Origin of the sequence: Micromonospora humi (assembly GCF_900090105.1) — a bacterium.
Taxonomy (GTDB): domain Bacteria; phylum Actinomycetota; class Actinomycetes; order Mycobacteriales; family Micromonosporaceae; genus Micromonospora; species Micromonospora humi.
In genome coordinates, this window is record NZ_FMDM01000013.1 from 95,850 (window position 1) to 118,051 (window position 22,202).

The 22,202-nt window shown below is 72.9% G+C and carries 21 protein-coding genes; 7 read left to right on the forward strand and 14 right to left on the reverse strand.

The annotated features are described in order from the left end of the window. Window positions 1–220 precede the first annotated feature (220 nt). Entirely contained in the window at window positions 221–1,171 is a 951-nt protein-coding gene (locus GA0070213_RS23235; protein ID WP_091068745.1) for a diacylglycerol/lipid kinase family protein, read from the reverse strand. 43 nt (window positions 1,172–1,214) lie between these two features. Between GA0070213_RS23235 and GA0070213_RS23240 the strand changes: the two genes are divergently transcribed. Continuing rightward, window positions 1,215–1,619, forward strand: coding sequence for a hypothetical protein (locus tag GA0070213_RS23240; RefSeq protein ID WP_091069081.1), 405 nt, complete (start codon window positions 1,215–1,217; stop codon window positions 1,617–1,619). Window positions 1,620–1,686: 67 nt separating this feature from the next. On the opposite strand, the gene GA0070213_RS23245 is transcribed toward GA0070213_RS23240, so the two are convergent. Genes GA0070213_RS23245 through sodN form a run of 3 tightly spaced genes read right to left on the reverse strand, consistent with a single transcriptional unit; the run spans window position 1,687 to window position 3,052 of the window. Continuing rightward, on the reverse strand, window positions 1,687–2,094 hold the full coding sequence (locus GA0070213_RS23245) for an ATP-binding protein (protein ID WP_091068748.1): 408 nt from the start codon (window positions 2,092–2,094) through the stop codon (window positions 1,687–1,689). 32 nt (window positions 2,095–2,126) lie between these two features. Beyond that, on the reverse strand, window positions 2,127–2,651 hold the full coding sequence (locus tag GA0070213_RS23250; protein ID WP_091068751.1) for a GNAT family N-acetyltransferase: 525 nt from the start codon (window positions 2,649–2,651) through the stop codon (window positions 2,127–2,129). Then, window positions 2,648–3,052: a superoxide dismutase, Ni gene (sodN, locus tag GA0070213_RS23255; protein WP_091068755.1), complete on the reverse strand. Its 405-nt coding sequence runs from the start codon at window positions 3,050–3,052 to the stop codon at window positions 2,648–2,650. The genes GA0070213_RS23250 and sodN overlap by 4 nt, the downstream gene beginning before the upstream one ends. Before the next feature lie 53 nt (window positions 3,053–3,105). Here sodN and GA0070213_RS23260 point away from each other — a divergent pair, with 53 nt between their 5' ends. From GA0070213_RS23260 to GA0070213_RS23270, 3 genes are all read left to right on the forward strand, one after another. Then, entirely contained in the window at window positions 3,106–3,444 is a 339-nt protein-coding gene (locus GA0070213_RS23260; RefSeq protein WP_091068760.1) for a S26 family signal peptidase, read from the forward strand. Between the two features lie 149 nt (window positions 3,445–3,593). After that, a complete protein-coding gene (locus tag GA0070213_RS23265) occupies window positions 3,594–4,769 on the forward strand; it encodes an NAD(P)-dependent malic enzyme (RefSeq protein ID WP_091068763.1) in 1,176 nt (391 codons plus the stop codon). 76 nt (window positions 4,770–4,845) lie between these two features. Next, window positions 4,846–5,808, forward strand: coding sequence for a zinc-binding dehydrogenase (locus GA0070213_RS23270; RefSeq protein WP_175441455.1), 963 nt, complete (start codon window positions 4,846–4,848; stop codon window positions 5,806–5,808). 53 nt (window positions 5,809–5,861) lie between these two features. On the opposite strand, the gene GA0070213_RS23275 is transcribed toward GA0070213_RS23270, so the two are convergent. The 3 genes from GA0070213_RS23275 to GA0070213_RS23285 all read right to left on the reverse strand — a co-directional run bounded on the left by GA0070213_RS23275 (window position 5,862) and on the right by GA0070213_RS23285 (window position 8,786). Beyond that, the gene (locus GA0070213_RS23275) at window positions 5,862–6,818 is read right to left on the reverse strand and encodes an alpha/beta hydrolase family protein (protein ID WP_091068767.1); all 957 of its coding nucleotides are present in this window, start codon (window positions 6,816–6,818) and stop codon (window positions 5,862–5,864) included. A gap of 101 nt (window positions 6,819–6,919) precedes the next feature. Next, window positions 6,920–7,453, reverse strand: a complete 534-nt coding sequence (locus tag GA0070213_RS23280; RefSeq protein WP_091068770.1) for a nucleotidyltransferase domain-containing protein — start codon at window positions 7,451–7,453, stop codon at window positions 6,920–6,922. 121 nt (window positions 7,454–7,574) lie between these two features. Next, the gene (locus tag GA0070213_RS23285) at window positions 7,575–8,786 is read right to left on the reverse strand and encodes an alpha/beta hydrolase family protein (RefSeq protein WP_091068773.1); all 1,212 of its coding nucleotides are present in this window, start codon (window positions 8,784–8,786) and stop codon (window positions 7,575–7,577) included. A 160-nt stretch (window positions 8,787–8,946) separates the two neighbouring features. Here GA0070213_RS23285 and GA0070213_RS31670 point away from each other — a divergent pair, with 160 nt between their 5' ends. Continuing rightward, on the forward strand, window positions 8,947–9,123 hold the full coding sequence (locus GA0070213_RS31670; RefSeq protein ID WP_175441456.1) for a hypothetical protein: 177 nt from the start codon (window positions 8,947–8,949) through the stop codon (window positions 9,121–9,123). A gap of 73 nt (window positions 9,124–9,196) precedes the next feature. Here GA0070213_RS31670 and GA0070213_RS23290 read toward each other — a convergent pair whose 3' ends face one another. Then, window positions 9,197–10,306, reverse strand: coding sequence for an acetate/propionate family kinase (locus GA0070213_RS23290; protein WP_091068775.1), 1,110 nt, complete (start codon window positions 10,304–10,306; stop codon window positions 9,197–9,199). After that, on the reverse strand, window positions 10,303–12,369 hold the full coding sequence (gene pta / locus GA0070213_RS23295; protein ID WP_091068777.1) for a phosphate acetyltransferase: 2,067 nt from the start codon (window positions 12,367–12,369) through the stop codon (window positions 10,303–10,305). Before pta ends, GA0070213_RS23290 begins: the two co-directional genes overlap by 4 nt. Window positions 12,370–12,506: 137 nt before the next feature. Between pta and GA0070213_RS31675 the strand changes: the two genes are divergently transcribed. Together GA0070213_RS31675 and GA0070213_RS23305 are read left to right on the forward strand one after the other, a co-directional pair. Further along, a complete protein-coding gene (locus GA0070213_RS31675; RefSeq protein WP_175441457.1) occupies window positions 12,507–13,055 on the forward strand; it encodes a hypothetical protein in 549 nt (182 codons plus the stop codon). Between the two features lie 172 nt (window positions 13,056–13,227). Continuing rightward, window positions 13,228–15,327 (forward strand): bifunctional polysaccharide deacetylase/glycosyltransferase family 2 protein, encoded by a 2,100-nt coding sequence (locus GA0070213_RS23305; protein WP_245716525.1) that lies wholly within the window; start codon window positions 13,228–13,230, stop codon window positions 15,325–15,327. Between the two features lie 6 nt (window positions 15,328–15,333). Here GA0070213_RS23305 and GA0070213_RS23310 read toward each other — a convergent pair whose 3' ends face one another. The 5 genes from GA0070213_RS23310 to GA0070213_RS23330 all read right to left on the reverse strand — a co-directional run bounded on the left by GA0070213_RS23310 (window position 15,334) and on the right by GA0070213_RS23330 (window position 22,079). Then, entirely contained in the window at window positions 15,334–16,029 is a 696-nt protein-coding gene (locus tag GA0070213_RS23310; protein WP_091068783.1) for a hypothetical protein, read from the reverse strand. Window positions 16,030–16,076: 47 nt separating this feature from the next. Next, the gene (locus tag GA0070213_RS23315; protein ID WP_091068787.1) at window positions 16,077–16,256 is read right to left on the reverse strand and encodes a DUF6104 family protein; all 180 of its coding nucleotides are present in this window, start codon (window positions 16,254–16,256) and stop codon (window positions 16,077–16,079) included. A gap of 64 nt (window positions 16,257–16,320) precedes the next feature. Further along, a complete protein-coding gene (locus tag GA0070213_RS23320) occupies window positions 16,321–20,061 on the reverse strand; it encodes a multifunctional oxoglutarate decarboxylase/oxoglutarate dehydrogenase thiamine pyrophosphate-binding subunit/dihydrolipoyllysine-residue succinyltransferase subunit (RefSeq protein ID WP_091068790.1) in 3,741 nt (1,246 codons plus the stop codon). Between the two features lie 258 nt (window positions 20,062–20,319). Beyond that, window positions 20,320–21,144, reverse strand: coding sequence for an ABC transporter permease subunit (locus tag GA0070213_RS23325; protein WP_091068794.1), 825 nt, complete (start codon window positions 21,142–21,144; stop codon window positions 20,320–20,322). Beyond that, on the reverse strand, window positions 21,141–22,079 hold the full coding sequence (locus GA0070213_RS23330) for an ABC transporter ATP-binding protein (RefSeq protein ID WP_091069092.1): 939 nt from the start codon (window positions 22,077–22,079) through the stop codon (window positions 21,141–21,143). Before GA0070213_RS23330 ends, GA0070213_RS23325 begins: the two co-directional genes overlap by 4 nt. Between the last annotated feature and the right edge of the window lie 123 nt (window positions 22,080–22,202).

Consider the following 22,202-nt stretch of genomic DNA (forward strand, 5'->3'; position numbering starts at 1 on the left):
GTCAAGGGTGACGCTCGGAAAAACTCCGAACAGTGAGCGGGCTCACCACCCATTTGTCCCGGTTTGCGAGGGCTCTCGTTACCCGGCGTGCCACAGTCGAGGATCAATATAGTACGGTCTGCGTGACGTTGCTGACATTTCCGGCACCCTTCCTCGGCGTGGCGGCCACCTCACCCTCTGCGGTGGGGGGTCCGCGTCAACCGACGGGGATACCCGAGACCTAGCAGATTACTCTCAGTGCGGCCGGCACGGAGGTGAATCTGACTTTTTCCCGTTCGCCGAGATAGTCGCCGTCCAGCTGGAACGGCAGCGGCCGCGTCGTGACCAGCGTGAACTCCGACAGGTCGTGCAACCGGAGCACCTGCTTGCCGTGCGGATCGGGCTGCCGGGAGAAGAACTGGGTCACCGTCCGTGCGGTGCTCGCCACCTTGAGCTGCCGGATGGCGAGCACGTCGAGCCCGAGGTCGAACGACGCCTCCGGATTCGGGTTGATCTCCCGGTCGCCGAGGAAGGTCCACGGTGCGGTGTTCTGGATGATGGCGGTCGCCAGCTCGGTCGCCGGGGCCTCACCGGGGCGCTCCAACGTGATCGACGGGTGGCGGCGGTCCGAGCCGACGAAGTACTGGCTCGCGGTGGAGCGGAAGTAGAGCGCCGGCGTGGAGACGCGCCCACGCTTGCGGGCCTGCTCCACCCGGCGGATGACGGCCGCGTCGAGCCCGAAGCCCGCGCAGAACGTGAAGTAGCGGTCGTCCGCCCGGCCCAGGCCGATGGTGCGCGAACGGCCCAGCCGCAGCCCCTCCAGGATCATGCTGGTGCCGTCCGGCCACTCCCGCGGCAGGCCGAGGGCGCGGGCGAAGACGTTCGTCGAGCCGCCCGGGACGGTGGCCAGCGCCGGCAGCCGCTCGGCCGACGTCGGCCCGGTGCGGAACGTCGGCGGCTCCGCCGCCATCAACCCGTTGACCACCTCGTTGACCGTGCCGTCACCGCCGAGCGTGACGACCAGGTCCACACCCTCCTGGGCGGCCTCCCGGGCCAGATCCATGGCGTGGCCCCGTCGGCGGGTGTAGCGCACCGACAGGTCGACTTCACTGCGCAGAGCCCGGACCAGCACGTCCCGGCTGCGCTCGCTTGTGGTGGTGGCCTTCGGATTGACCACCAGGACGGCCCGCATGGGCGGCACATTACCGCGCCTACCCACCGGTATCGTGGCGGCCGTGACGATCGACTCCGACCCGGTCCCCGGCCCGCTCCGCGCGGCGGTGCTCCTGCTGCGCGCCGAGGCGGTGGCGCTCGGGCTGGTCGCGGTGTGGCTGATCTGGTCGGATCTCACCGCGACCACCACCGACCTGACCTCCGCGCTGCTGGTGACCGCGTTCGCGGTCGGCGGCGCGGCGGCCCTCTGGGCGCTCGGTGGGGCGTTGTCACGCCGCCGGGCCGGTGCCCGCGCGCCCGCCATCGTGCTCCAGCTCATGCTGATGCCGATCGGGTTCTTCATGATCCAGGGCGGGATGGGCTGGCTCGGCGTGCCGCTGATGGCGCTCGGGCTCGGCGTGGCCGGGCTGCTGGTCAGCGGCCCGACGAACCGGGCGCTCGGCTTCGGCGACCCGGCCGGCCGCTGACCGCCCACCGGTGCCTCCGCGCCGTGGCCGATCGCAGCGGGCCGGCGCGACCCCCGGCCCGGACCGGTCAGAAGCCGCCGGAGCGGCGGGTCAGCAGCGAGATGGTGGCCCGGCCGTCGGCCGCCCGGGCACCCGCCGAGGTGGTCAACGCGGTGAGCACCTTCCAGGCGAAGGACGACTCGGACGGGAGCGTGGCCCCGCGCACGGTCGGCACGGTCACCTCGACGGTGAGCGCGTCCTCGGTGACCGCGAAGCGGCACTCCAACTCGGCGTCACGGGTGGCGATGGCGAGCAGCATGGCGCACGCCTCGTCGACCGCGATGCGCAGGTCCTCGATCTCGTCGAGGGCGAACTGGAGTCGGGCCGCGAGCCCGGCCGTGGCGGTGCGGAGCACGCCGAGGTAGCCACCGTCGGCGGGCACGGTGAGGTGCACGACGTCGTCATCCGTCGTCGGCTGCCCGGTCAGTTGAGTCACGGCTCATCCCCCCGGTGCGGGACTCTACCCGGTCAGGCGGCCGGGCGCGTGGGTGCGGGCGTCGCCTGTGCGGCGAGGTCGCGCAGCGCGGCCCCGGCCAGCCGGTACGGCGTCCACTCGTCCATCGGCGTGGCGCCGATCGCGGCGTAGAAGCGGGCCGCCGGATTCCAGTTGATCATCCACCACTCGAGTCGCCGGTAGCCACGCTCGACGCAGATCGCGGCCAGGGCGGCCAGCAGCAGCCGACCGGCGCCGCTGCCCCGGGCGTCCGGCCGGACATAGAGATCCTCCAGGTAGATGCCGTGCACGCCGGCCCAGGTGGAGAAGTTGAGGAACCAGAGGGCGAAGCCCACCGGGTGGTCCGCGGCGTCCACCGCGACGTGTCCGAACAGCGCCGGCTGCGGACCGAACAGTGCGGTGTGGAGCTGGTCGTCGGTCAGGTGGCACTGCTCCGGGGCGCGCTCGTACGCGGCGAGTTCGTGCACCATGACGACGACGGCCGGCACGTCCTCGGGACGTACCGGCCGGATCGTCGGTGCCGTGGCGGGCGACGTCACGCCTGCTTGGTCTCCCAGAAGATCTTGGAGATCTCGTCGATCTTCGAGAGCAACTCGTCGGCCTTGGCCGGGTCGGTGCCGCCCTTGGCGCCGGCCGCACCGGCCAGCTTGGTGGCCTCGTTGAAGAGCTGGTGCAGGTGCGGGTACTTCTCGAAGTGCTGCGGCTTGAAGTAGTCGGTCCAGAGCACCCACAGGTGGTGCTTGACCAGGTCGGCCCGCTGCTCCTTGATCAGGATGGCGCGGGTGCGGAACTCCGGGTCGGTGTTCGCCTGGTACTTCTCGCAGATCATTTTGACCGACTCGGCCTCGATCCGGGCCTGAGCCGGGTCGTAGACGCCGCAGGGCAGGTCACAGTGGGCACTGGCGGTCGTACGGGGCATGAGGATGCGAGGAAGGCGCATCAGGGTCCTCCACGGGATGTTTGCGATGATCCAAGACGACATTACTCCTGGAGATGCTTTCCAGCGGGCGGGAGGTGAAACCCGTGCTGCCCGTCCTGATCACCGGCCCGTCCATGTCGCCGACGCTGCGCCACGGCGACGCGGTGCTGGTCCGCACCGGTGGCCGCCCGGTCCGCGCCGGCGACGTGGTGATCGCGGTCTTCCGCAGCCGCCCCGACCTGCTGGTGGTCAAGCGGGCGGTCGAGCCGCGGGACGGCGGCTGGTGGCTGCGCGGCGACAACGACCTGGTCACCGACGACTCCCGGGCGTACGGGGTGGCCGACGTGCGCGGCCGGGTGGTGCTCCGCTGGTGGCCGCGCCCCGGCCGGATCAGGGGCGGACAGGGGTGGTGATGGATATGACCCCGCTCACATCCTGGGAGCCGGTGCGTGACTATGCTCGGAAAGTGCCCGGGTGACCCCCCGCACCGCCGCCCCGCCGGTCGCTGACCTCCGCTGACCGCGCCGGCCGGTCCGTCTGCTCGACAGATCCTGGAGTCACCATGTCTGCGTCCACCCCGGACCCCGCCGATCCCGTCTTCCGACTGCACGTCGGCGGCAAGATGGCCGTCGCCTCCACCGTGCCGCTGACCAGCCGGGAGGACCTCTCCCTCGCGTACACCCCGGGGGTGGCCCGGGTGTGCGAGGCGATCGCCGCCGACCCCACCCTCGCCGACACCTACACCTGGGTGTCGCACACCGTCGCCGTGGTCACCGACGGCTCCGCCGTGCTCGGCCTGGGCAACATCGGCCCGCGTGCCGCACTGCCCGTGATGGAGGGCAAGGCCGTGCTGTTCAAGCAGTTCGCCGGCGTGGACGCGGTGCCGGTCTGCCTGGACACCCAGGACGTGGACGAGATCGTCGCGACGGTGAAGGCGCTCGCGCCCTCGTTCGGCGGGATCAACCTGGAGGACATCAGCGCGCCCCGCTGCTTCGAGGTGGAACGCCGGCTGGACGAGGCGCTCGACATCCCGGTCTTCCACGACGACCAGCACGGCACCGCGATCGTGGTGCTGGCCGCGCTGCGCAACGCGGCGACGCTGCTCAACCGCAAGCTCGGCGACCTGCGGGTGGCGGTCAGCGGCGCCGGCGCGGCCGGGGTGGCGGTGACCAAGATGCTGATCGCCGGCGGCGTCGACCCGGCCCGGGTGGTGGTGTGCGACTCGCGCGGCATCATCGGCCGGCACCGCGAACTCACCGGCACCAAGGCCGAGCTGGCCGACCTCACCAACGCCGACGGCCGCCAGGGCGACGTCACCGAGGCGCTGCGCGACGCGGACGTGCTGATCGGCGTCTCCGGCGGCCAGATCCCCGAGGCGGCGGTGGCCGGCATGGCCCCCGGCGGCATCGTGTTCGCGCTGGCCAACCCCACCCCGGAGGTGCACCCCGAGGTGGCCGGCCGGCACGTCGCGGTGGTCGCCACCGGGCGCAGCGACTACCCCAACCAGATCAACAACGTGCTGGCGTTCCCCGGGGTGTTCCGCGGCGCGCTGGACGCCGGGGCCACCCGGATCACCGACGCGATGAAGGTGGCCGCCGCCGACGCCATCGCCGGCGTGGTCGCCGAGTCGCTGACCGCGGACGCGATCGTGCCGTCCCCGCTCGACCCGCGCGTCGCCCCCGCGGTCGCCTCGGCGGTGGCCGACGCCGCCCGCCGCGACGGGGTCGCCCGCCGCTGAGGTGTAAGGAGGGACCCCTCCTTAACGCCTCCGGTAGAGGAAGGGCCCCTTCTTAACGCCCGCTCAGCTTGTTACCGTGCCGATCATGCGTGCTGCCTATGCCTCGGCCTTCGACGCCGACAACCCGCTCGCCGCGCTCGCCGTCGGCGACCGCCCCGAGCCGACCCACCCGCAGGACGACTGGGTCACCGTGCGGGTGCGGGCCAGCTCGCTCAACCACCACGACCTCTGGTCGCTGCGCGGCGTGGGCCTCACCGCCGACCAGCTCCCGATGATCCTGGGCTGCGACGCGGTCGGCACCGACCCGGACGGCAACGAGATGGTCCTCTACCCGGTCGTGCCCACCCCGGGCGACCCGCGCGGGGTCTCCATCCTCTCCGAGCACTACCAGGGCACGTTCGCCGAGCTGGTCGCCGTACCCCGGACGAACCTGCTGCCGCTGCCCGACGGCCTGTCGGCCACCGACGCGGCGTGCCTGCCCACGGCCTGGCTCACCGCGTGGCGGATGCTCACCACCAAGGGCCGGGTCGCCGACGGCGAGTCGGTGCTGGTCCAGGGCGCCGGGGGTGGCGTGGCCACCGCGGCGGTCGCGCTCGCCGTCGCGCTCGGCAAGCGGGTGTACGCGACCAGCCGCGACGCCGCGAAGCGGGAGCGGATCGCCGAACTGGGCGCCACCGCGCTGGAGCCCGGCGCCCGGCTGCCGGAGCGGGTCGACGTGGTGATCGAGACGGTCGGCGCGGCCACCTTCGACCACTCGCTGAAGTCGGCCGCCCCGATGGCCCGGATCGTGGTCTCCGGCGCCACCGCCGGGCACGAGCCCACTGTCAACCTGCGCCGCGTCTTCGCCATGCAGCTGGAGATCCTCGGCACCTCCATGGGCACCCCGGACGAGTTGGCCGAGCTGCTCGCGTTCTGCGCCGAGCACGGGGTCCGCCCGGTGGTGGACCGGGTCGTGCCGTTCAGCCGGATCGACGAGGCGTTCGCGCGGCTGCACTCCGGCGACGTCTTCGGCAAGGTGGTCGTCGACCACACGGCGTGAGGTGTTAAGCGGGGCCCCCGCCTCTACCGCAGGCGTTAAGCGGGGGCCCCGCCTTACAGCCGGTCGTCGAGGGTGGCGACGCCGCCACGAGTCGCGTCGGCAGGGAGGCGCTTCTTCGCGGCGGGATCGCCGTAGAGGGTCCAGCGGAGGAACTCGACGGTGGTGTCGGCGACCACCCGCAGCGCCTTCCCGTCGCCGAGCAACGCCCGACCGTGGTCACCCTTCGGCAGGCTGAGCATCGCCTTCGGCCACGGGACCGCGTCGAAGACGGCCTTGCCGGCGGCGTAGGACACCACCTCGTCGGCCTCGCCGTGCACGAACAACTGCGGCGCCGCCGCGCCGGCGAACGCGGTGCCCACGCCGAGCGCGGTGCCGGCGAACACGATCCCGGCGTCCAACCGCTCGTCCCGGCCGGTGGTGAACAGCCCGATCGTGGTCACCCCACCGGCGCTGTGCCCGGTCGCGGCGACCCGTTCCGGATCCAGCCGGCCGCGCAGCGGGTCCCCCGCCGTCTCCCCGAGCGCGAGCACCCGGGTCAACACGTACGACACGTCGGCCGGCTGGTTGAGCACGTCCAGCGGGTTGCCGTCACCGCCCCGGGAGGTGTGCGGGAAGCGCGGCGCGGCGACCACGAACCCGGCCGCCGCCCAGCGGGTCAGCAGCACCTGGTAGTCCTCCGGCCGGGCGCCCAGGCCGTGGCTGAACAGCACCACCGGGAACCGCCCGGTGGCCGCCCGGGCGGACCGCTCGGCCGTGCCGCCGGCCGCGCCCGTCGCCGGGTACCACAGCGTCACCGGCAGCGGCCGGTCGCCGTCGCGGGTCAGCTTCAGCTGGCGTACCCCGACCGCGAAGCTGTTCGTGGGCGCCGTGCCGGCGGCTACCCGCGGACCGGGCGTGGTGGCCCGCGGCGGGCTGTCGGGAGCGGGCCGCCCGGCCGGGGCAGCCGGCGGCCCGGAACAGCCGGCCAGACCGACGCCGAGCAGCGCAACGGCAACGAGACGATGGCGCATGAACCCGATTGTGCCTCGCGATCTGAAGGAGGGGCCCCTTCTTAACGCCTGCGGTAGAGGCGGGGCCCCCGCTTAACACCTCGTGGGGGCGGTGCGGCGGGTCAGGCCGGTGGACGGTCGCCGACCGACGCTCGGAGGCGGGCCACGTCGGCGGCGTCCTTGGCGCGGCGGGGACGCTCCGGCATCCAGACCGGGAACATCTCCTTGAACTCGATCTGCGCGGTGACACTGATCACCGGTGCCACCAGCGAGCCGATCCGGCCGGGCGGAGCGGCCAGCATCCCGTCCGGCAGGGCGGTGCCGGCCCACGGCCCGGCGCCGACGACCACCCGGCCGGCCGGATCCCGCGCCAGGTAGGCGAAGCTCAGTTCCACGTCGTCGTGGATCAGGTCGAGCTGCTTCGCGGCCGGCATCCGGGGATCGGGACGCCAGCCCCACCCACGGAGCAGGGTGGCCAGCCCGTCGGCGTCGTGCCGCCAGCAGTACCAGTCGACGTCGACGTGCGGGCGGCTCACCGCGCCGAGGTGGAAGTCCATCGCCCAGCCGCCCCGCAGCCAGACCTCGATCCCGGCCGCGCCGGCCAGGTCGACCACCTCACGGATCGCGTCCAGTTGCCGCCCGGTCACCTCGTCCATCGCGGCAACGCTACCGCCGCCGGGGTGAAGGAGGGGCCCCCTGTTAACGCTCCCGGTAGAGGCGGGGCCCCCTGTTAACACCCGGCGACGGGTACGGGCGGCCGGCGACAGGGTGCCCGGGTCAGGCGGGGAAGGAGCGGGTGGTGAAGGCGGTGACGCCGGGCGTGGTGGCGTCGGCGGGGAGGCGGCGCAGGGCGGCCCGGTCGCCGTAGAGCGTCCAGCGGAGGAAGTCGGTGGTGGTGGCGAGCACCTCCGGGAAACCCGGCCGACCGGGCCCCAGGTACTCGCCGTGGCCCTGGCCGCGCAGGCTGAGGAACGCGGCCGGCCCGAGACAGCGGGCGTACGCGGCCCGGCCGATCGACTGCGGGACGATCCGGTCGGCGGTGCCGTGTACGAACAGCACCGGTGCGAGCGGCCGGACCGGGCCGACGACCGGTCGGCCACCGGCGATCACGATGGCTGCCCGCAGCGGGACCGGTGGTGCGGATCCGAACATGCCGAGGGTGGTGTGGCCACCCGCCGAGTGCCCGGCGGCGGCGAGCCGGTCCATGGCCAGGTGTGCGCCGAGCGGGTCACCGGGGCGGGTGCTCAGCCGGACGAGGTGGCGGACCAGCCGCCAGGCGTCGGCCGGTTGGTTGCGGACGTCATCGCGGCTGAAGGTCCGGGCCCGCCGGTTGGTACGCGGATAGGCGGGCGCGACCACCACCAGGCCGGCGGCCGCCCAGCGGCTGGTCAGCGGCGCGTGCAGCGCGGGGAGGCTGCGCAGCCCGTGGCTGTAGACGACCACCGGGAACCGTCCGGCGGCCACCGGCGCCCCGGCCCACACCCTCGGCCCGGTCTTCGTGCCGGGGCTCGGCGCGACGGCCGGTCGACCCGACCCGGACCGGCCGGGTGCGGGCGCCGCGTGGGAGGCCACGTCGGCGGCCGGATCGGAGGAGGGCGGCGCGGGCACGGTGCCGGAGGAAGGGCTGTCGGCGGCCGGATCGGCGGAGGACGGCGCGGGCACCGTGGCGGAGGAAGGGCTGTCGGCGGCCGGATCGGCGGAGGGCGGCGCGGGCACCGTGGCGGAGGAGGGGCTGTCGGCGGCCGGACCGGGCGCGGTGCGGGACGTGGTCCGGCCGGGGGAGGCCGGCGGGTCCACCGGGTACCAGACGGTGACCGGCAGGGGTCGGGGGCCGTCGGGGTCGACGGTGAACTGGCGCATGCCCACCGCGTACGGGTGCTCGGGCGCGGGCCGGACGGTGGCCGGGACCGGGTCGGAGGTCGCGACGGCCGGCCCGCAGCCGGCCAGCAGCGCTGTCGTCAGCGCGGCCACCAGCCGCTGCCCCCTCACCCCTGCACGGTAAGCGGCCGAGCGGTCGACGCGCGCCCGCCGTCCGGCCGGGCCGGGCCTCCACCGGCCGGACCGGTTTCGCCGGAAGCGGGACGCCGTGGGCGCGGGCGCCGGCCCGGCGGGGCACTCGGGTCCGGCGGGTTTCGCTAGGGTCACGCGCATGACTGAGAACTACACCGACCCGAGCGGCAACACGGCGCAGTTCCGTGCCTTCGTCGACGCGCCCGACTCGGCCGCGGCACCGTCGCCCGCCCCGTCCCGGCTGCCGCTGATCGCCGGGCTCGGCGTGGCCGTCGTGGTCGTCGTCGCCCTGGTCGCCTGGCTCGCGCTGCGCTGAGCCGGGCCGCGCTGAGCCGGGCCGCGCTGAGCCGGAGGGCGCCGCGCCGCGCCGCACCGGGCCGGGCGGGTGGTCAGGCGAGCACCTCGCGGGTCTCGCGGGCGATCTCCCGCTCCTCGTCGGTGCCGACCACGAGCACGGTGACCTCCGCGCCGGCCGGCGAGACGGCCCGGTCGCCCGTACCGTCGTTGCGGGCCGGGTCGACGGCGATGCCGAGCCGGTCCAGGCCGGCCAGCGACGCGGCCCGGACGGCCGCGGCGTGCTCGCCGACCCCGGCGGTGAAGGCGATCGCGTCGACCCGCCCGAGCAGCGCGTAGTACGCGCCCACGTAACCGGTGATCCGGCGGCAGTAGACGTCGAACGCCAGCGCGGCGGCCGGGTCGCCGGCGTCGCGGCGGGCCAGCACCTCCCGCATGTCGTTGGCCCCGGTGAGCCCGAGCAGACCGCTGCGGTGGTTGAGCAGGTCGTCGATCTCGTCCACGCCCATGCCGCCCTCGCGGCGCAGGTGGAAGATGACGGTCGGGTCGAGGTCGCCGCTGCGGGTGCCCATCACCAGGCCCTCCAGCGGTGACATGCCCATCGAGGTGGCGATGCTGCGGCCACCCCGGACCGCGCACGCGCTCGCCCCGTTGCCCAGGTGCAGCGTGATGGTGTTCAGCTCGGCGTACGGCCGGTCCAGCAGTTCGGCGGTCCGCCGCGACACGTACGCGTGCGAGGTGCCGTGGAAGCCGTACCGTCGCACGTCGTACCGTTCGGCGGTGGCCCGGTCGATGGCGTAGGTGGCGGCGGCCTCCGGCAGCGTGTGGTGGAACGCGGTGTCGAAGACCGCGACCTGCGGGGTGTCCGGCAGCGCTTCTCGGGCCACCCGGATGCCGGCCAGGTTGGCCGGGTTGTGCAGCGGGGCGAGCGGGACGAGTTCCTCGATCGCGGCGACGACCGCGTCGTCGATCAGCACCGGGGCGCTGAACCGTCGCCCGCCGTGCACCACCCGGTGCCCGACGCCGGCCAGGCCGGTGAGGTCGAGCCGGTCGATGATCTCCCGCACGGCGCTCTCGTGGTCGGCCGGCCCGCCGCCCGGCTCGCCGACCCGCTCCACGATGCCCTGGTCGAGGACGTCGTCGCCGTCGTACAGCCGGTACTTGACCGACGAGGATCCGGTGTTGAGGACCAGGATGCGGCTCATTCCGACGCCTCCGTGGCGGCCTGGATGGCGGTGATCGCCACCGTGTTGACGATGTCCGGTACGGTCGCGCCCCGGGACAGGTCGTTGACCGGCCGGCGCAGGCCCTGCATGACCGGGCCGACCGCCACCGCGCCGGCCGAGCGCTGCACCGCCTTGTAGGTGTTGTTGCCGGTGTTCAGGTCCGGGAAGATGAACACGGTGGCCCGTCCCGCCACCGCGCTGTCCGGCAGCTTGGTGGCCGCGACCTGCGGGTCGATCGCCGCGTCGTACTGGATCGGGCCCTCGACCAGCAGCTCCGGCCGGCGTTTCCGGACCAGCTCGGTGGCCGCCGCGACCTTCTCCACGTCCGCGCCGGCGCCGGAGCTGCCGGTGGAGTAGGACAGCATGGCCACCCGGGGTTCGATGCCGAACCGGGCCGCGGTGTCGGCCGACGAGATGGCGATGTCGGCGAGCTGGGCGGCGTCCGGGTCCGGGTTGACCGCGCAGTCGCCGTAGACCAGCACCCGGTCGGCGAGCAGCATGAAGAAGACGCTGGACGCGACCGAGACGCCGGGCACGGTGCGGATGATCTCGAAGGCCGGGCGGATGGTGGCGGCCGTGGTGTGGGTGGCCCCGGAGACCATCCCGTCGGCGCGACCGGCCTGCACCATCATGGTGCCGAAGTAGTTGGGCTGCGCCACGACGTCGTGCGCCAGTTCCTGGGTCATCCCGCGGTGCGCGCGCAGCTTCGCGTACGCGGCGGCGAACTCGTCCCGCCACTCGCTGGTCGCCGGGTCGACCACCTGCGCGTCGCCGACGTCGACGCCCAGCTCCCGGGTCCGTCGGGCGATCTCGTCCGGCCGGCCGAGCAGGGTCAGGTCGGCGACGCCGCGGCGCAGCAGCACCTCCGCCGCGCGCAGGATCCGCTCCTCGCTGCCCTCGGGCAGCACCAGCCGGCGACGGTGGGCCCGGGCCCGGTCGATCAGGTCGTTCTCGAACATCAGCGGGGTGACCCGCGCGGAGCGGGTGACCCGCAGCCGGCGGGCCAGGTCGTCGGTGTCCACGCAGCGCTCGAACGCGCCCAGCGCGGCCTCCACCTTGCGCGGGTTGGCGGTGCTGGGGCGGCCCTCGATCCGGCTGGACGCCTCGACCGTGTCGTAGCTGTCGCTGGTCACCGAGAGCACGGCCAGCCCGGTGTTCATCCGCTCGACCAGCCGCATCGCCCGCGGGTCGGGTTGTTCGCCGAGCGTGAGCACCAGCCCGGCCAGCGAGACCTGCCCGGCCACGTGCGCGGCGCCGGCGGCGACCAGCAGGTCGGCCCGGTCGCCGGGGGTGATCACCAGCGCTCCGTCGGTGAGGTGGTCCAGCAGCGTCGGCACGTGCGCGGCGCCGACCACGTAGTCGAGCACGTCGCGGTCCAGCGCGGCCTGGTCGCCGGCGAGCCGGCTGGCGCCGAGCGCCGCCGCCACCTCGGCCACCGTCGGCGCCGACACCGTCGGCACCTCCGGGATGGTGTACGCGGGGACCGGTAGCTCGGGCGCCGTGGTCGGCTCGGGCACCCGGTTGGCGACCACCGCGACCACCGTCGCACCCAGGTCGGCGAGATCGTGGTACGCGCCGCGCATCGTGGCCGCGATCGCCTCGGGTGGCTGCCCGAGCCCGTCCACCACGGGCACCACGACGCTGCCGAACTCGGTCGCGAGGCGGGCGTTGAAGGCCAGCTCGCGGGGGCCGGCGCCGTCGCCGTCGGCGAAGTCGCTGCCCACCACCACGACGGCGGGGCAGCGCCGCTCCACCTCCCGGTAGCGGGCCACGATCCGCGAGATCAGTTCCTCCCGCCGACCGTTCGCGACCAGGTCGGTGGCCTCGGCGTACGTCGCGCCGTGCAGCTCGTCGACCGGCAGCTCCACCCGGTAGCGCTCGGTGAGCAGGGCGAGGATCGGGTCGGTGCCGTCGCCGGCCACCAGCGGCCGGAACGCGGCGATCCGGCCGACCTGCCGGGACAGCAGCTCGGCCAGCCCGAGCGCCAGTGTCGACTTCCCGCCGCCCGATCCCACGCTGGTCAGGTACACGCTGCGCGCCACGCCCCCACGCTACAAGATCGCGGTAGCCCTCGCCCGGGTCCTTGGGCCCCCTGCGGCGCGGGCCGGAGTCTGTTGTGGCTGGTCAGGAGCGGGGGCGGGGGAGAAGGTGTGGTTTTTTCGCATCTATAGTGATCCGGGTGGAAGGCCCGACCGATCTGATCCCCGTCACCCCCGAACCGCCGCCCGTCTTCGTCGACTCGACCGGCCGGCGGCGTCGACGGCTGCGCCGTCTCGCCTACTGCGCCGGGGCGGCCGGGGTGCTCTACACGGGGCTGGTGGGGATCAGCTTCGCCGGCGGGCCGGTGACCCCGGACACCGTCATCCCGTTCGTCGAGGCGACCGCCGAGGACCAGCGGCCGGCGTCGACTCCGCCGACGACCTCGCCCCCGCCCTCGGCGACGGCCGTGCCGCCCCCGGCCCGTACCGCCCCGGCGCGGCCACCGGTCACCTCGGCCACGCCCGGCGGGACGTCCGGTACCGCCGGCCCGACCGCCGGTCGGTCCCCGCGACCGACCGGGAGCCCGTCGACCGTGCCCCCCACCACGAGGCCTCCGGCGGCCACCACCGCGCCGCCGACCACGACCCCGGCCACCACCGCGCCGCCCACCACGACCCCACCCCCGGTGATCGACCTGCCCGACCTGCCCGACCTGCTCACCGAGGCGGCCGGTACCGCCGGTGCGTGACGACCCCACCACCCGCCTCGACGGCCGCCGCCTCGCCGCCCTCCGCCGTCGCCGCGCCGCGCCGCCACTGGCGGACGCCCCCACCGTCGTGCTCGACGCCCGGGGGACGACCGCCGCCCGGCGGGTCCGCAGCCGGCGGATCGCGCCCCGGCCGAGCTGGCTGATCCTCACCATGGTCCTCGTCGTCCTGGGCGGCCTGCTCTTCGTCGAGGCGTACGCCAACGCCGCGTTCGTGCCCGGGGAACGGACGGCGCCGGGCAGCCAACGGGAGGTGCCCACCTCAATCGTCGAGGGCGGCCCGATCGTCAACGTCGGCGCGGAGGGCCGGACCCAGTCGCACCGGCTGCCGCCGCGTACCGTCGCGCTCACCTTCGACGACGGCCCGGACGCCCGGTGGACGCCCGAGGTGCTGCGGGTCCTGGACAAGCACCAGGTGAAGGCGACCTTCTTCGTCATCGGCACGCAGGTCGTGCGCAATCCTGAGCTGGCCCGCCGGATGGTGGCCGACGGGCACGAGCTGGGCGTGCACACGTTCACCCATCCCGACCTCGCCGCGCTGCCGGGCTGGCGGCGGGAACTGGAGTACGCGCAGACGCAGCTCGCCATCGCCAGCGCCACCGGCGTGCGGACGTCGCTGCTGCGCTTCCCCTACTCGTCGAGCGCGGACGCCTACACCGACCGGGACTGGCCGATGCTGCGCCAGGCCGGCGAGCTGGGCTATCTCACCGTGGTGAACGACGTGGACAGCCGCGACTGGGAGAAGCCCTCCGTCGACGCGATGCTCGCCAACGCCACCCCGGCAGGGACCGGCGGCACGATCGCGCTGTGGCACGACGCGGGCGGCGACCGGGCCGGCACCGTCGCCGCGCTGGACCGCTACATCCCGATGATGCGGCAGCGCGGATACACCTTCACCACGGTGAGCGAGGGCTTCGGCCGCACGCTCACCGACGCCGGCGTGACCGGTCCCGGTGCCCAGGTGGCCGCCCCGCGCGCCGACAGGTGGCGGGGTGACGTGCTGGTCGGCGCGGTGCGCGCGGCCGACGGCATGTTCCGGGTGTTCGGCGTCTTCTTCGTGGTGGTCGGCGTGCTCACCGTCGGCCGGGCCCTGCTGCTCTTCGTGCTGGCGCTGCGGCACGCGTACCGCCGTCGCCGGCGCGACTGGTCCTGGGGGCCGCCGGTCACCGCGCCGGTCTCGGTGATCGTGCCCGCCCACAACGAGAAGGAGGGCATTGCGGCGGCCGTCCGGTCGCTGGCGGCCGGCGACCACCCCGGCGGCATCGAGGTGGTGGTCGTCGATGACGGGTCGACCGACGGCACCGCCGACATCGTGGCGGCGCTCGGGCTGCCCGACGTGCGGGTGGTCCGCAAGCCCAACGGCGGCAAGCCGAGCGCCTTGAACACCGGCGTGGCGCTGGCCCGCCACGAGCTGATCGTCATGGTCGACGGCGACACGATCTTCGAACCCGACGCGGTCCGACGGCTGGTCCAGCCGTTCGCGGACCCCCGGGTCGGCGTGGTCGCCGGCAACGTCAAGGTCGGCAACCGCCGGAGCCTGATCGCCAAGTGGCAGCACATCGAGTACGTCATCGGCTTCAACCTGGACCGCCGCCTCTACGAGACGCTGCACTGCATGCCCACCGTCCCCGGCGCGATCGGCGCCTTCCGGCGGGAGGCACTGGCCCAGGTCGGCGGGATGACCGACGAGACGCTCGCCGAGGACACCGACGTCACCATGGCGTTGGGCCGGGCCGGCTGGCACATCGTGTACGAGGAGAGCGCCCGCGCCTGGACCGAGGCGCCGGCCACGCTCGGCCAGCTGTGGAAGCAGCGGTACCGGTGGAGCTACGGCACCATGCAGGCGATGTGGAAGCACCGGCGCGCGGTGCTCGACCGTGGCCCGTCGGGCCGGTTCACCCGCCGGTGCCTGTCCTTCCTGACCCTGTTCGGCGTGCTGCTGCCGCTGGCCGCCCCGGTGATCGACCTGCTCGCGCTCTACGGGCTGATCTTCCTCGACCGGGGCGAGACAGTTTTGGCCTGGCTGGCGATGCTCGCGGTGCAGTTCCTCACCGCGGTGGTGGCCTTCCGGCTCGACCGGGAGAAGCTCGGCGTGCTGTGGGTGCTGCCGTTGCAGCAGTTCGTCTACCGGCAGTTGATGTACCTGGTGCTGCTCCAGTCGGTGGTCACCGCGTTGACCGGCGGCCGGTTGGGCTGGCAGAAGTTGCGGCGTACCGGCGAGCTGGACCTGGCCGCGCGGCGCGGCACCGCTTGACCGCCGTCAGGCCGGTGTGGTGGAGCGGGGGTTGGGGTCGAGGGTGACCCGGGGTTCGGCGGCGCGCAGCAGGGCGTCGCTCTTCGCCACCCAGGCCGCGCCGAAGGCGAACACGGCGAGCGTCTCGCACCACAGCACCGGCTTGACGGTGTGCCGGACGTCCTCGGGAAGCTGCGTGCTGGCCAACGCGAGCGCGATCGCCAGCACGATCAGCCCGCCGCAGACCCGGTAGAAGACCACCGCCGAGCGGCGCGGCGGTACGCCGGCGGTGTCCGGGCGGACGAACAGCACCAGGCAGAAGATCGCGAGCAGGGCGAAGAGGCCGGCGGCCGCGACCTGGTGCACCACGCCGGCGGTCCGGTCCAGCCCGTCGACCGTGACGGCCGGCGCGCCGGTGGTGGTGGGGAAGAGGGCCACCGTGACGGCCAGGACGCCGGCGACGGTGCCCAGCACGTCCTCCGGCCGGCGGTAGCGGTAGCCGATCAGGAAGACGCCGACGGCGCACATCGACCCGACGAAGACGTCCCGCATCTCGGAGTGGTAGTAGCCGCTGAGCGAGTCCAGCAGGGTGAGTCGCCGGGTGGCGGCCATGTGGCCGACCACCAGCACGACGGGCAGCGCGAGACCTACCGATCCGACACCGAGGCGCAGGTGGCGTACCGTCACCGCGTCCTGCGGTGGTTTGTGGCTCCGGGGGTTCATACCTCAACAGTGGACGTCACGCAGGGGAACTAGTCAAATGCGAAGCGTCACTCATCGTCCTCGTCGTCGAGGCGGGCCAGCCAGGTGGCGAACCGCTCGACCGGGGTCTCGAACTCCGGGTTCAGGTCGACGAAGTCGCGCAGGCGCTCGCCCAGCCACTCCAGGCTGACCTGCTCGTCGCCCCGGCGCTCGACCAGCTCCTCGATGCCACGGTCGGTGAAGTACACGATCGTCCTCTCGTCGTACGGCAGCGGCCCGCCCCGGTGCCGGGACGGGCCGCTGCCGGCAGTGTCACGGGCGGGGGAGAGCCGCCTCGATCAGCGCGTTCTGCTCGACCTCGTGCATCTTCGCCGAGCCGACCGCCGGGGCGGCGGCGGCCGGGCGGGAGATGCGACGCAGCCGCACCTCGGGCAGGTGCTCCAGCAGGTTGAGCGCGACGAACGACCAGGCGCCCTGGTTGGCCGGCTCCTCCTGGACCCAGGCGAAGTCCTCGGCGTTCGGATACTGCGCCAGCGCGGCGCGGACCTCGTCCACCGGCAGCGGGTAGAGCTGCTCCATCCGGAGGATCACGGTGTCGGTGACCCCCCGCTCCTGCCGGGCCTGGAACAGGTCGTAGTAGACCTTGCCCGAGCAGAGCAGCACCCGCTTCACCTGCTCCGGCGCCGGGGCGCCGGTGTCGGCCAGCACGGGCTGGAAGGTGCCGGTGGTGAAGTCCTCCACCGACGACACGCAGAGCTTGTGCCGCAGCAGCGACTTCGGCGTGAACACCACGAGCGGCTTGCGCTTGGGCGACAACGCCTGACGGCGCAGCAGGTGGAAGTAGTTCGCCGGGGTGGTCGGGATGGCCACCCGCATGTTGTCCTCGGCGCACTGCTGGAGGAACCGCTCCGGGCGGCCGGAGGTGTGGTCCGGCCCCTGGCCCTCGTGGCCGTGCGGCAGCAGCAGCGTGACCGCCGAGCGCTGGCCCCACTTCACCTCGCCGGAGGAGATGAATTCGTCGATCACCGACTGGGCGCCGTTGACGAAGTCACCGAACTGGGCCTCCCAGGCCACCAGCGCGTTGACGTTCTCCACCGAGTAGCCGTACTCGAAGCCCATCGCGGCGTACTCGGAGAGCAGCGAGTCGTGCACGAAGAAGCGGGACCGCTCGCCGTCGGCGGTGAACGTCTTCAGCGGCAGGTAGTCGTCGCCGGTGCGGGCGTCGACGATCGAGGCGTGCCGCTGGACGAACGTGCCGCGGCGCGAGTCCTGCCCGGCGAGCCGGACGGTGACACCGTCGTGCAGCAGCGCGCCGAAGGCGATGATCTCGCCGAAGCCCCAGTCGATGTTGCCCTCGACGGACATCTTCCGGCGCCGCTCCAGCAGCTGCTGGATCCGCTTGTGCGGGGTGAAGCCCTCGGGCAGGTTGACGTGCGCCTCACCGATCGCCTTCACCACCGAGGCGTCGGTGGCGGTGTCGACCTGCGGCTCCGGCTCGTCCTCCCGCTTCGGGCGGCCGAGCTGGCGCGGCGTGGTGGCGGCGTCCCGGGTGGCCTTGAAGACGCGTTCGAGCTGGGCCTGGTAGTCGCGCAGCAGCTCCTCGGCGTCCTCCACGGTGATGTCACCGCGCCCGATCAGCTCCTCGGTGTAGAGCTTGCGGACCGACCGCTTCGAGTCGATGATCTTGTACATCTGCGGGTTGGACATCGACGGGTCGTCGCCCTCGTTGTGCCCGCGCCGGCGGTAGCAGACCAGGTCGATCACGACGTCCTTGTTGAACGCCTGGCGGTATTCGAACGCGAGCCGGGCCACCCGGACCACGGCCTCGGGGTCGTCGCCGTTGACGTGGAAGATCGGCGCCTGGATCATCCGGGCCACGTCGGTGCTGTAGAGACTGGACCGGCTGTATTCCGGGGCGGTGGTGAAACCGACCTGGTTGTTGACCACCACGTGCACGGTGCCACCGGTGCGGTAGCCGCGCAGCTGGGACAGGTTGAGCGTCTCCGCGACCACACCCTGCCCGGCGAAGGCGGCGTCACCGTGCACCGCCAGCGGCAGCACGGTGTAACCCTCCAGCTTGAGGTCGATCCGGTCCTGCTTGGCCCGGACGATGCCCTCCAGCACCGGGTCGACGGCCTCCAGGTGCGACGGGTTCGCCACCACCGACACCTTGACCGCGTGGTCGCCGTCCGGGGTGGTGAACTTGCCGTTCTGGCCGAGGTGGTACTTCACGTCGCCCGAGCCCTGCGTGGAGCGCGGGTCGAGGTGCCCCTCGAACTCGGAGAAGATCTTCTCGTACGGCTTGCCGACGATGTTGGCCAGCACGTTGAGCCGGCCCCGGTGGGCCATGCCGATGACGACCTCGTCCAGCCCGGCCTCGGCGGAGGACTCCAGCACCTCGCCGAGCAGCGGGATCAGCGACTCGCCGCCCTCCAGCGAGAAGCGCTTCTGGCCGACGTACTTCGTCTGCAGGAACGTCTCGAACGCCTCGGCGGCGTTGAGGCGGTTGAGCACGTGCTTCTGCTCGTCGGAGCCGGGCTTCTCGTATTTCCGCTCGACCCGCTCCTGGATCCAGCGCCGCTCCTCCGGGTCCTGGATGTGCATGTACTCGATGCCGACCCGGCGGCAGTAGGAGTCGCGCAGCACGCCGAGGATCGAGCGCAGCTTCATCCGCTGCTGGCCGGCGAAGCCGTTGACCGGGAAGACCCGGTCCAGGTCCCACAGCGTCAGCCCGTGCTGGAGCACGTCCAGGTCGGGGTGCTTGCGGATCTCGAACTCGAGCGGGTCGGTGTCGGCCATCAGGTGACCGCGCACCCGGTACGCGTGGATCAGCTCGTGCACCCGCGCGGTCTTGTTGATCTGGCCTTCGCTGTCGACGGCCACGTCGCGCATCCAGCGCACCGGCTCGTACGGGATGCGCAGCGAGGTGAAGATGTCGTCGTAGAACCCGCGCTCGCCGAGCATCAGCTCGTGCATCACCTTGAGGAACTCGCCGGACTGCGCGCCCTGGATGATCCGGTGGTCGTACGTGCTGGTCAGCGTGATGACCTTGCTGACCGCGTTCTCGGCCAGGGTGGCCTCGCTCATGCCCTGGTAGGGCGCGGGGTATTCCATCGCGCCGACGCCGATGATGGCGCTCTGCCCCTGCATCAGGCGCGGGATCGAGTGCACCGTGCCGATGCCGCCCGGGTTGGTCAGCGAGATGGTGGTGCCGGAGTAGTCCTCCATGGTCAGCTCGTTGCGGCGGGCGCGCCGGACCACGTCCTCGTACGCCTGCCAGAACTGCCGGAAGTCCATCTGCTCGCAGGCCTTGATGGACGGCACCACCAGGTTGCGGGAGCCGTCCGGCTTGGCCAGGTCGATGGCGATGCCCAGGTTGACGTGCTCGGGACGGAGCATCGCCGGCTTGCCGTCGACCTCGACGAAGGAGTTGTTCATCTCGGGGTGCTCGATCAGCGCCCGGACCATCGCGTAGCCGATGAGGTGGGTGAAGCTGACCTTGCCGCCGCGGCCCCGGGCCAGGTGATTGTTGATCACGATGCGGTTGTCGACCAGCAGCTTCGCCGGGACCGCCCGCACGCTGGTGGCGGTCGGGACGGCGAGCGAGGCGTCCATGTTCTGGACGATCTTGGCAGCCACGCCGCGCAGCGGGGTGGTGCCGGCGGCGCTCGCGGCCGGCGCCTTGGCGGCCGGCTTGGCCGGGGCCGCCTTCTTCGTCGGGGCCGGCTCGGCCGCCTTCGCCGCCGGTTTGGCGGCGGGCTTCTCGGCCGGCTTGGCCGGCGCGGCCTTGGCGGGAGCCGGCTTCTCGGTGACCGTGGCCACCGCCTCCTGCTGCTCGGCGGGCTCCGGTGCGGCGGCCGGCTTGGCCGCCGGCTTCTCCGGACGCGGGGTGGCGGCGCCGGGTGCCGGCCGGTAGTCGGCGAAGAAGTCGTGCCAGGCCGAGTCGACGCTCGATGGGTCGGCGAGGTAGCGCTGGTACATCTCCTCGACGATCCACTCGTTCGGGCCGAAACCCGCCAGTGGGTTCTCCTGCGATGTCTGCTGGGTCGACACGGCCGCTAATCGCCTCTTTCACGCGGTTGTGAATGTCACGCGGTGGGCTCCCGCGCCCGGTTCGCCGGGGCACAGGAGACGGATCCCAGGCTACGCCGTGCGATTGCCGCAGGCATTCTCGCCTCCGGCTGGTGGCCCGTTTCACAGAAGATGCCAGAACTTCGGCAAACGCTGCGTGTTCCGCCGACTCCTGCTAGATGACGACGGGCCCCGCCCGGTGACGCAGGGTCACCGGCCGGGGCCCGGTCGGGTCGTGACTCAGGAGATGTCGCGCCGCCGGATGGTCAGCACGCCGATCACGCCGGTCACCACCGCGTAGCCGATCAGCACCGCGGCACCCGCCCAGCGCGGCGGGTTGCCGGGAATCTCGGTGCCGCTGACCATCAGCGTGGAGGCCAGCGACGGGACCAGCAGCTGCAGCTCGTTGATCCAGTCGCCGAACCGCTGCGCCAGCAGCCCGATGGCGATGGCCGCGCCGATGGTGCCGCCCAGGTAGAGCAGGATGCCGGTCACTGTCGCGCCGATCTGGCTGCGGATCAGCACGCCGAGCCCGACGCCCAGCACCGACCACAGCAGGTAGGCCAGCCCGTTCAGGGCCACCGCGCGCCACACCGCCCCGCTGTCGAGCTGCGTGCCGACGTCCGTGGCGTTCAGGATCAGCGGTGCGAAGACCAGGTTGAGCACCGTGGTGACGATCCAGAAGAGCAACGCCAGCACGCCCGCCGCGACCAGCTTGGCCAGCATCACCGCGGTCCGGTGCGGCGCGGTGAGGAACGTGGTGGTCACCGTCTGGTGGAAGAACTCGCTGGTCACCACCACGATGCCGAGCAGCATCACGATGAGCAGGCCGAAGAACTGGCCGTTGGTGTAGAGGTTGGCGGCGATGCTGTCGGCGCTCGAGACCGCCTGGATCTGGTCGGCCTGGTCGGCCGGCACGTCGCCGACGTTCCCGCTGGCCAGGGCGTCGGTCTGCAGCCAGTTGAAGCCCAGCGCGAGCGCCCACAGCGGCAGGCTGATCAGCCCGAAGATCCACCAGGTGCTGGTGGTACGGATCTTGAGCAGTTCGGATCGGACCAGCGTCATCGGATCTCCGCCTTTCCGGCCGTCAGCTCCAGGAAGACCCCTTCGAGGTCGGGACGTTCGGTGGTCAGCTCGTGCAGCTCGACCTTCGCGGCCAGCGCGACGCGGCCCACGGCCGGCGCGTCCACGCCGCTGACCAGCAGCGCGCCGTGCGGGTCGGCGTCCACCGTGGCGGACTGCTCGCGCAGCGCCGCGGCCAGCTCGTCCGCCTGCGGGGTACGCACCCGCACCCGGGCGCCGTGCGTCATCGAGCCCATCACCTGCTCGACCGGCCCCTGCCGGACCAGCTTGCCGGCTGCGATGATCACCACGTCGTCGGCGAGCAGCTGCATCTCGGAGAGCAGGTGGCTGGAGACCAGCACCGTCCGGCCCTCGGCGGCCAGCCCCTTCAGGAAGCCCCGCATCCAGCGGATGCCCTCCGGGTCGAGGCCGTTGGCCGGCTCGTCCAGGATGAGCACCTGCGGGTTGCCGAGCATCGCGGCGGCGATCCCGAGTCGCTGCTTCATGCCCAGCGAGTAGCCCTTGAACTTGCGCTTCGCCGCCGGGGAGAGCCCGACCAGGGCGAGCGCCTCGTCCGCCCGCTCCTTCGGCAGCCCGGCCGCCGCGCAGATCACCCGCAGGTGGTTGATCCCGGTGCGGCCCTTGTGCGCGCTGGACGCCTCCAGGACCGCGCCCACCGTGCGCAGCGGGTCGGCCAGGTCGGCGTACCGGTGGCCGCCGATGGTGGCCGTGCCCGCGGTCGGCGTGACCAGGTTGAGCAACATGCGCAGCGTGGTCGTCTTACCGGCGCCGTTCGGGCCGAGGAAGCCGGTGACCCGGCCCGGCTCGACGGTGAACGACAGGTTGTCGACCGCGCGGACGTTCTTGTACTGCTTGGTCAAGCCGGACACGATGATCTGGCCGGTCGCGGCGTTGGGGCGTGACTGCCCGTCGGACATCATTCTCCTCTCCTGCCCCGGCGCACTGGACGCACGCCGGTGGGACGCCGTTGCGGGGGCGCCCCGCACAGCCTTCCAACCCGCCGCAAGGGGGTCAATCAGGCGGGATGTGTACGCGCCGTC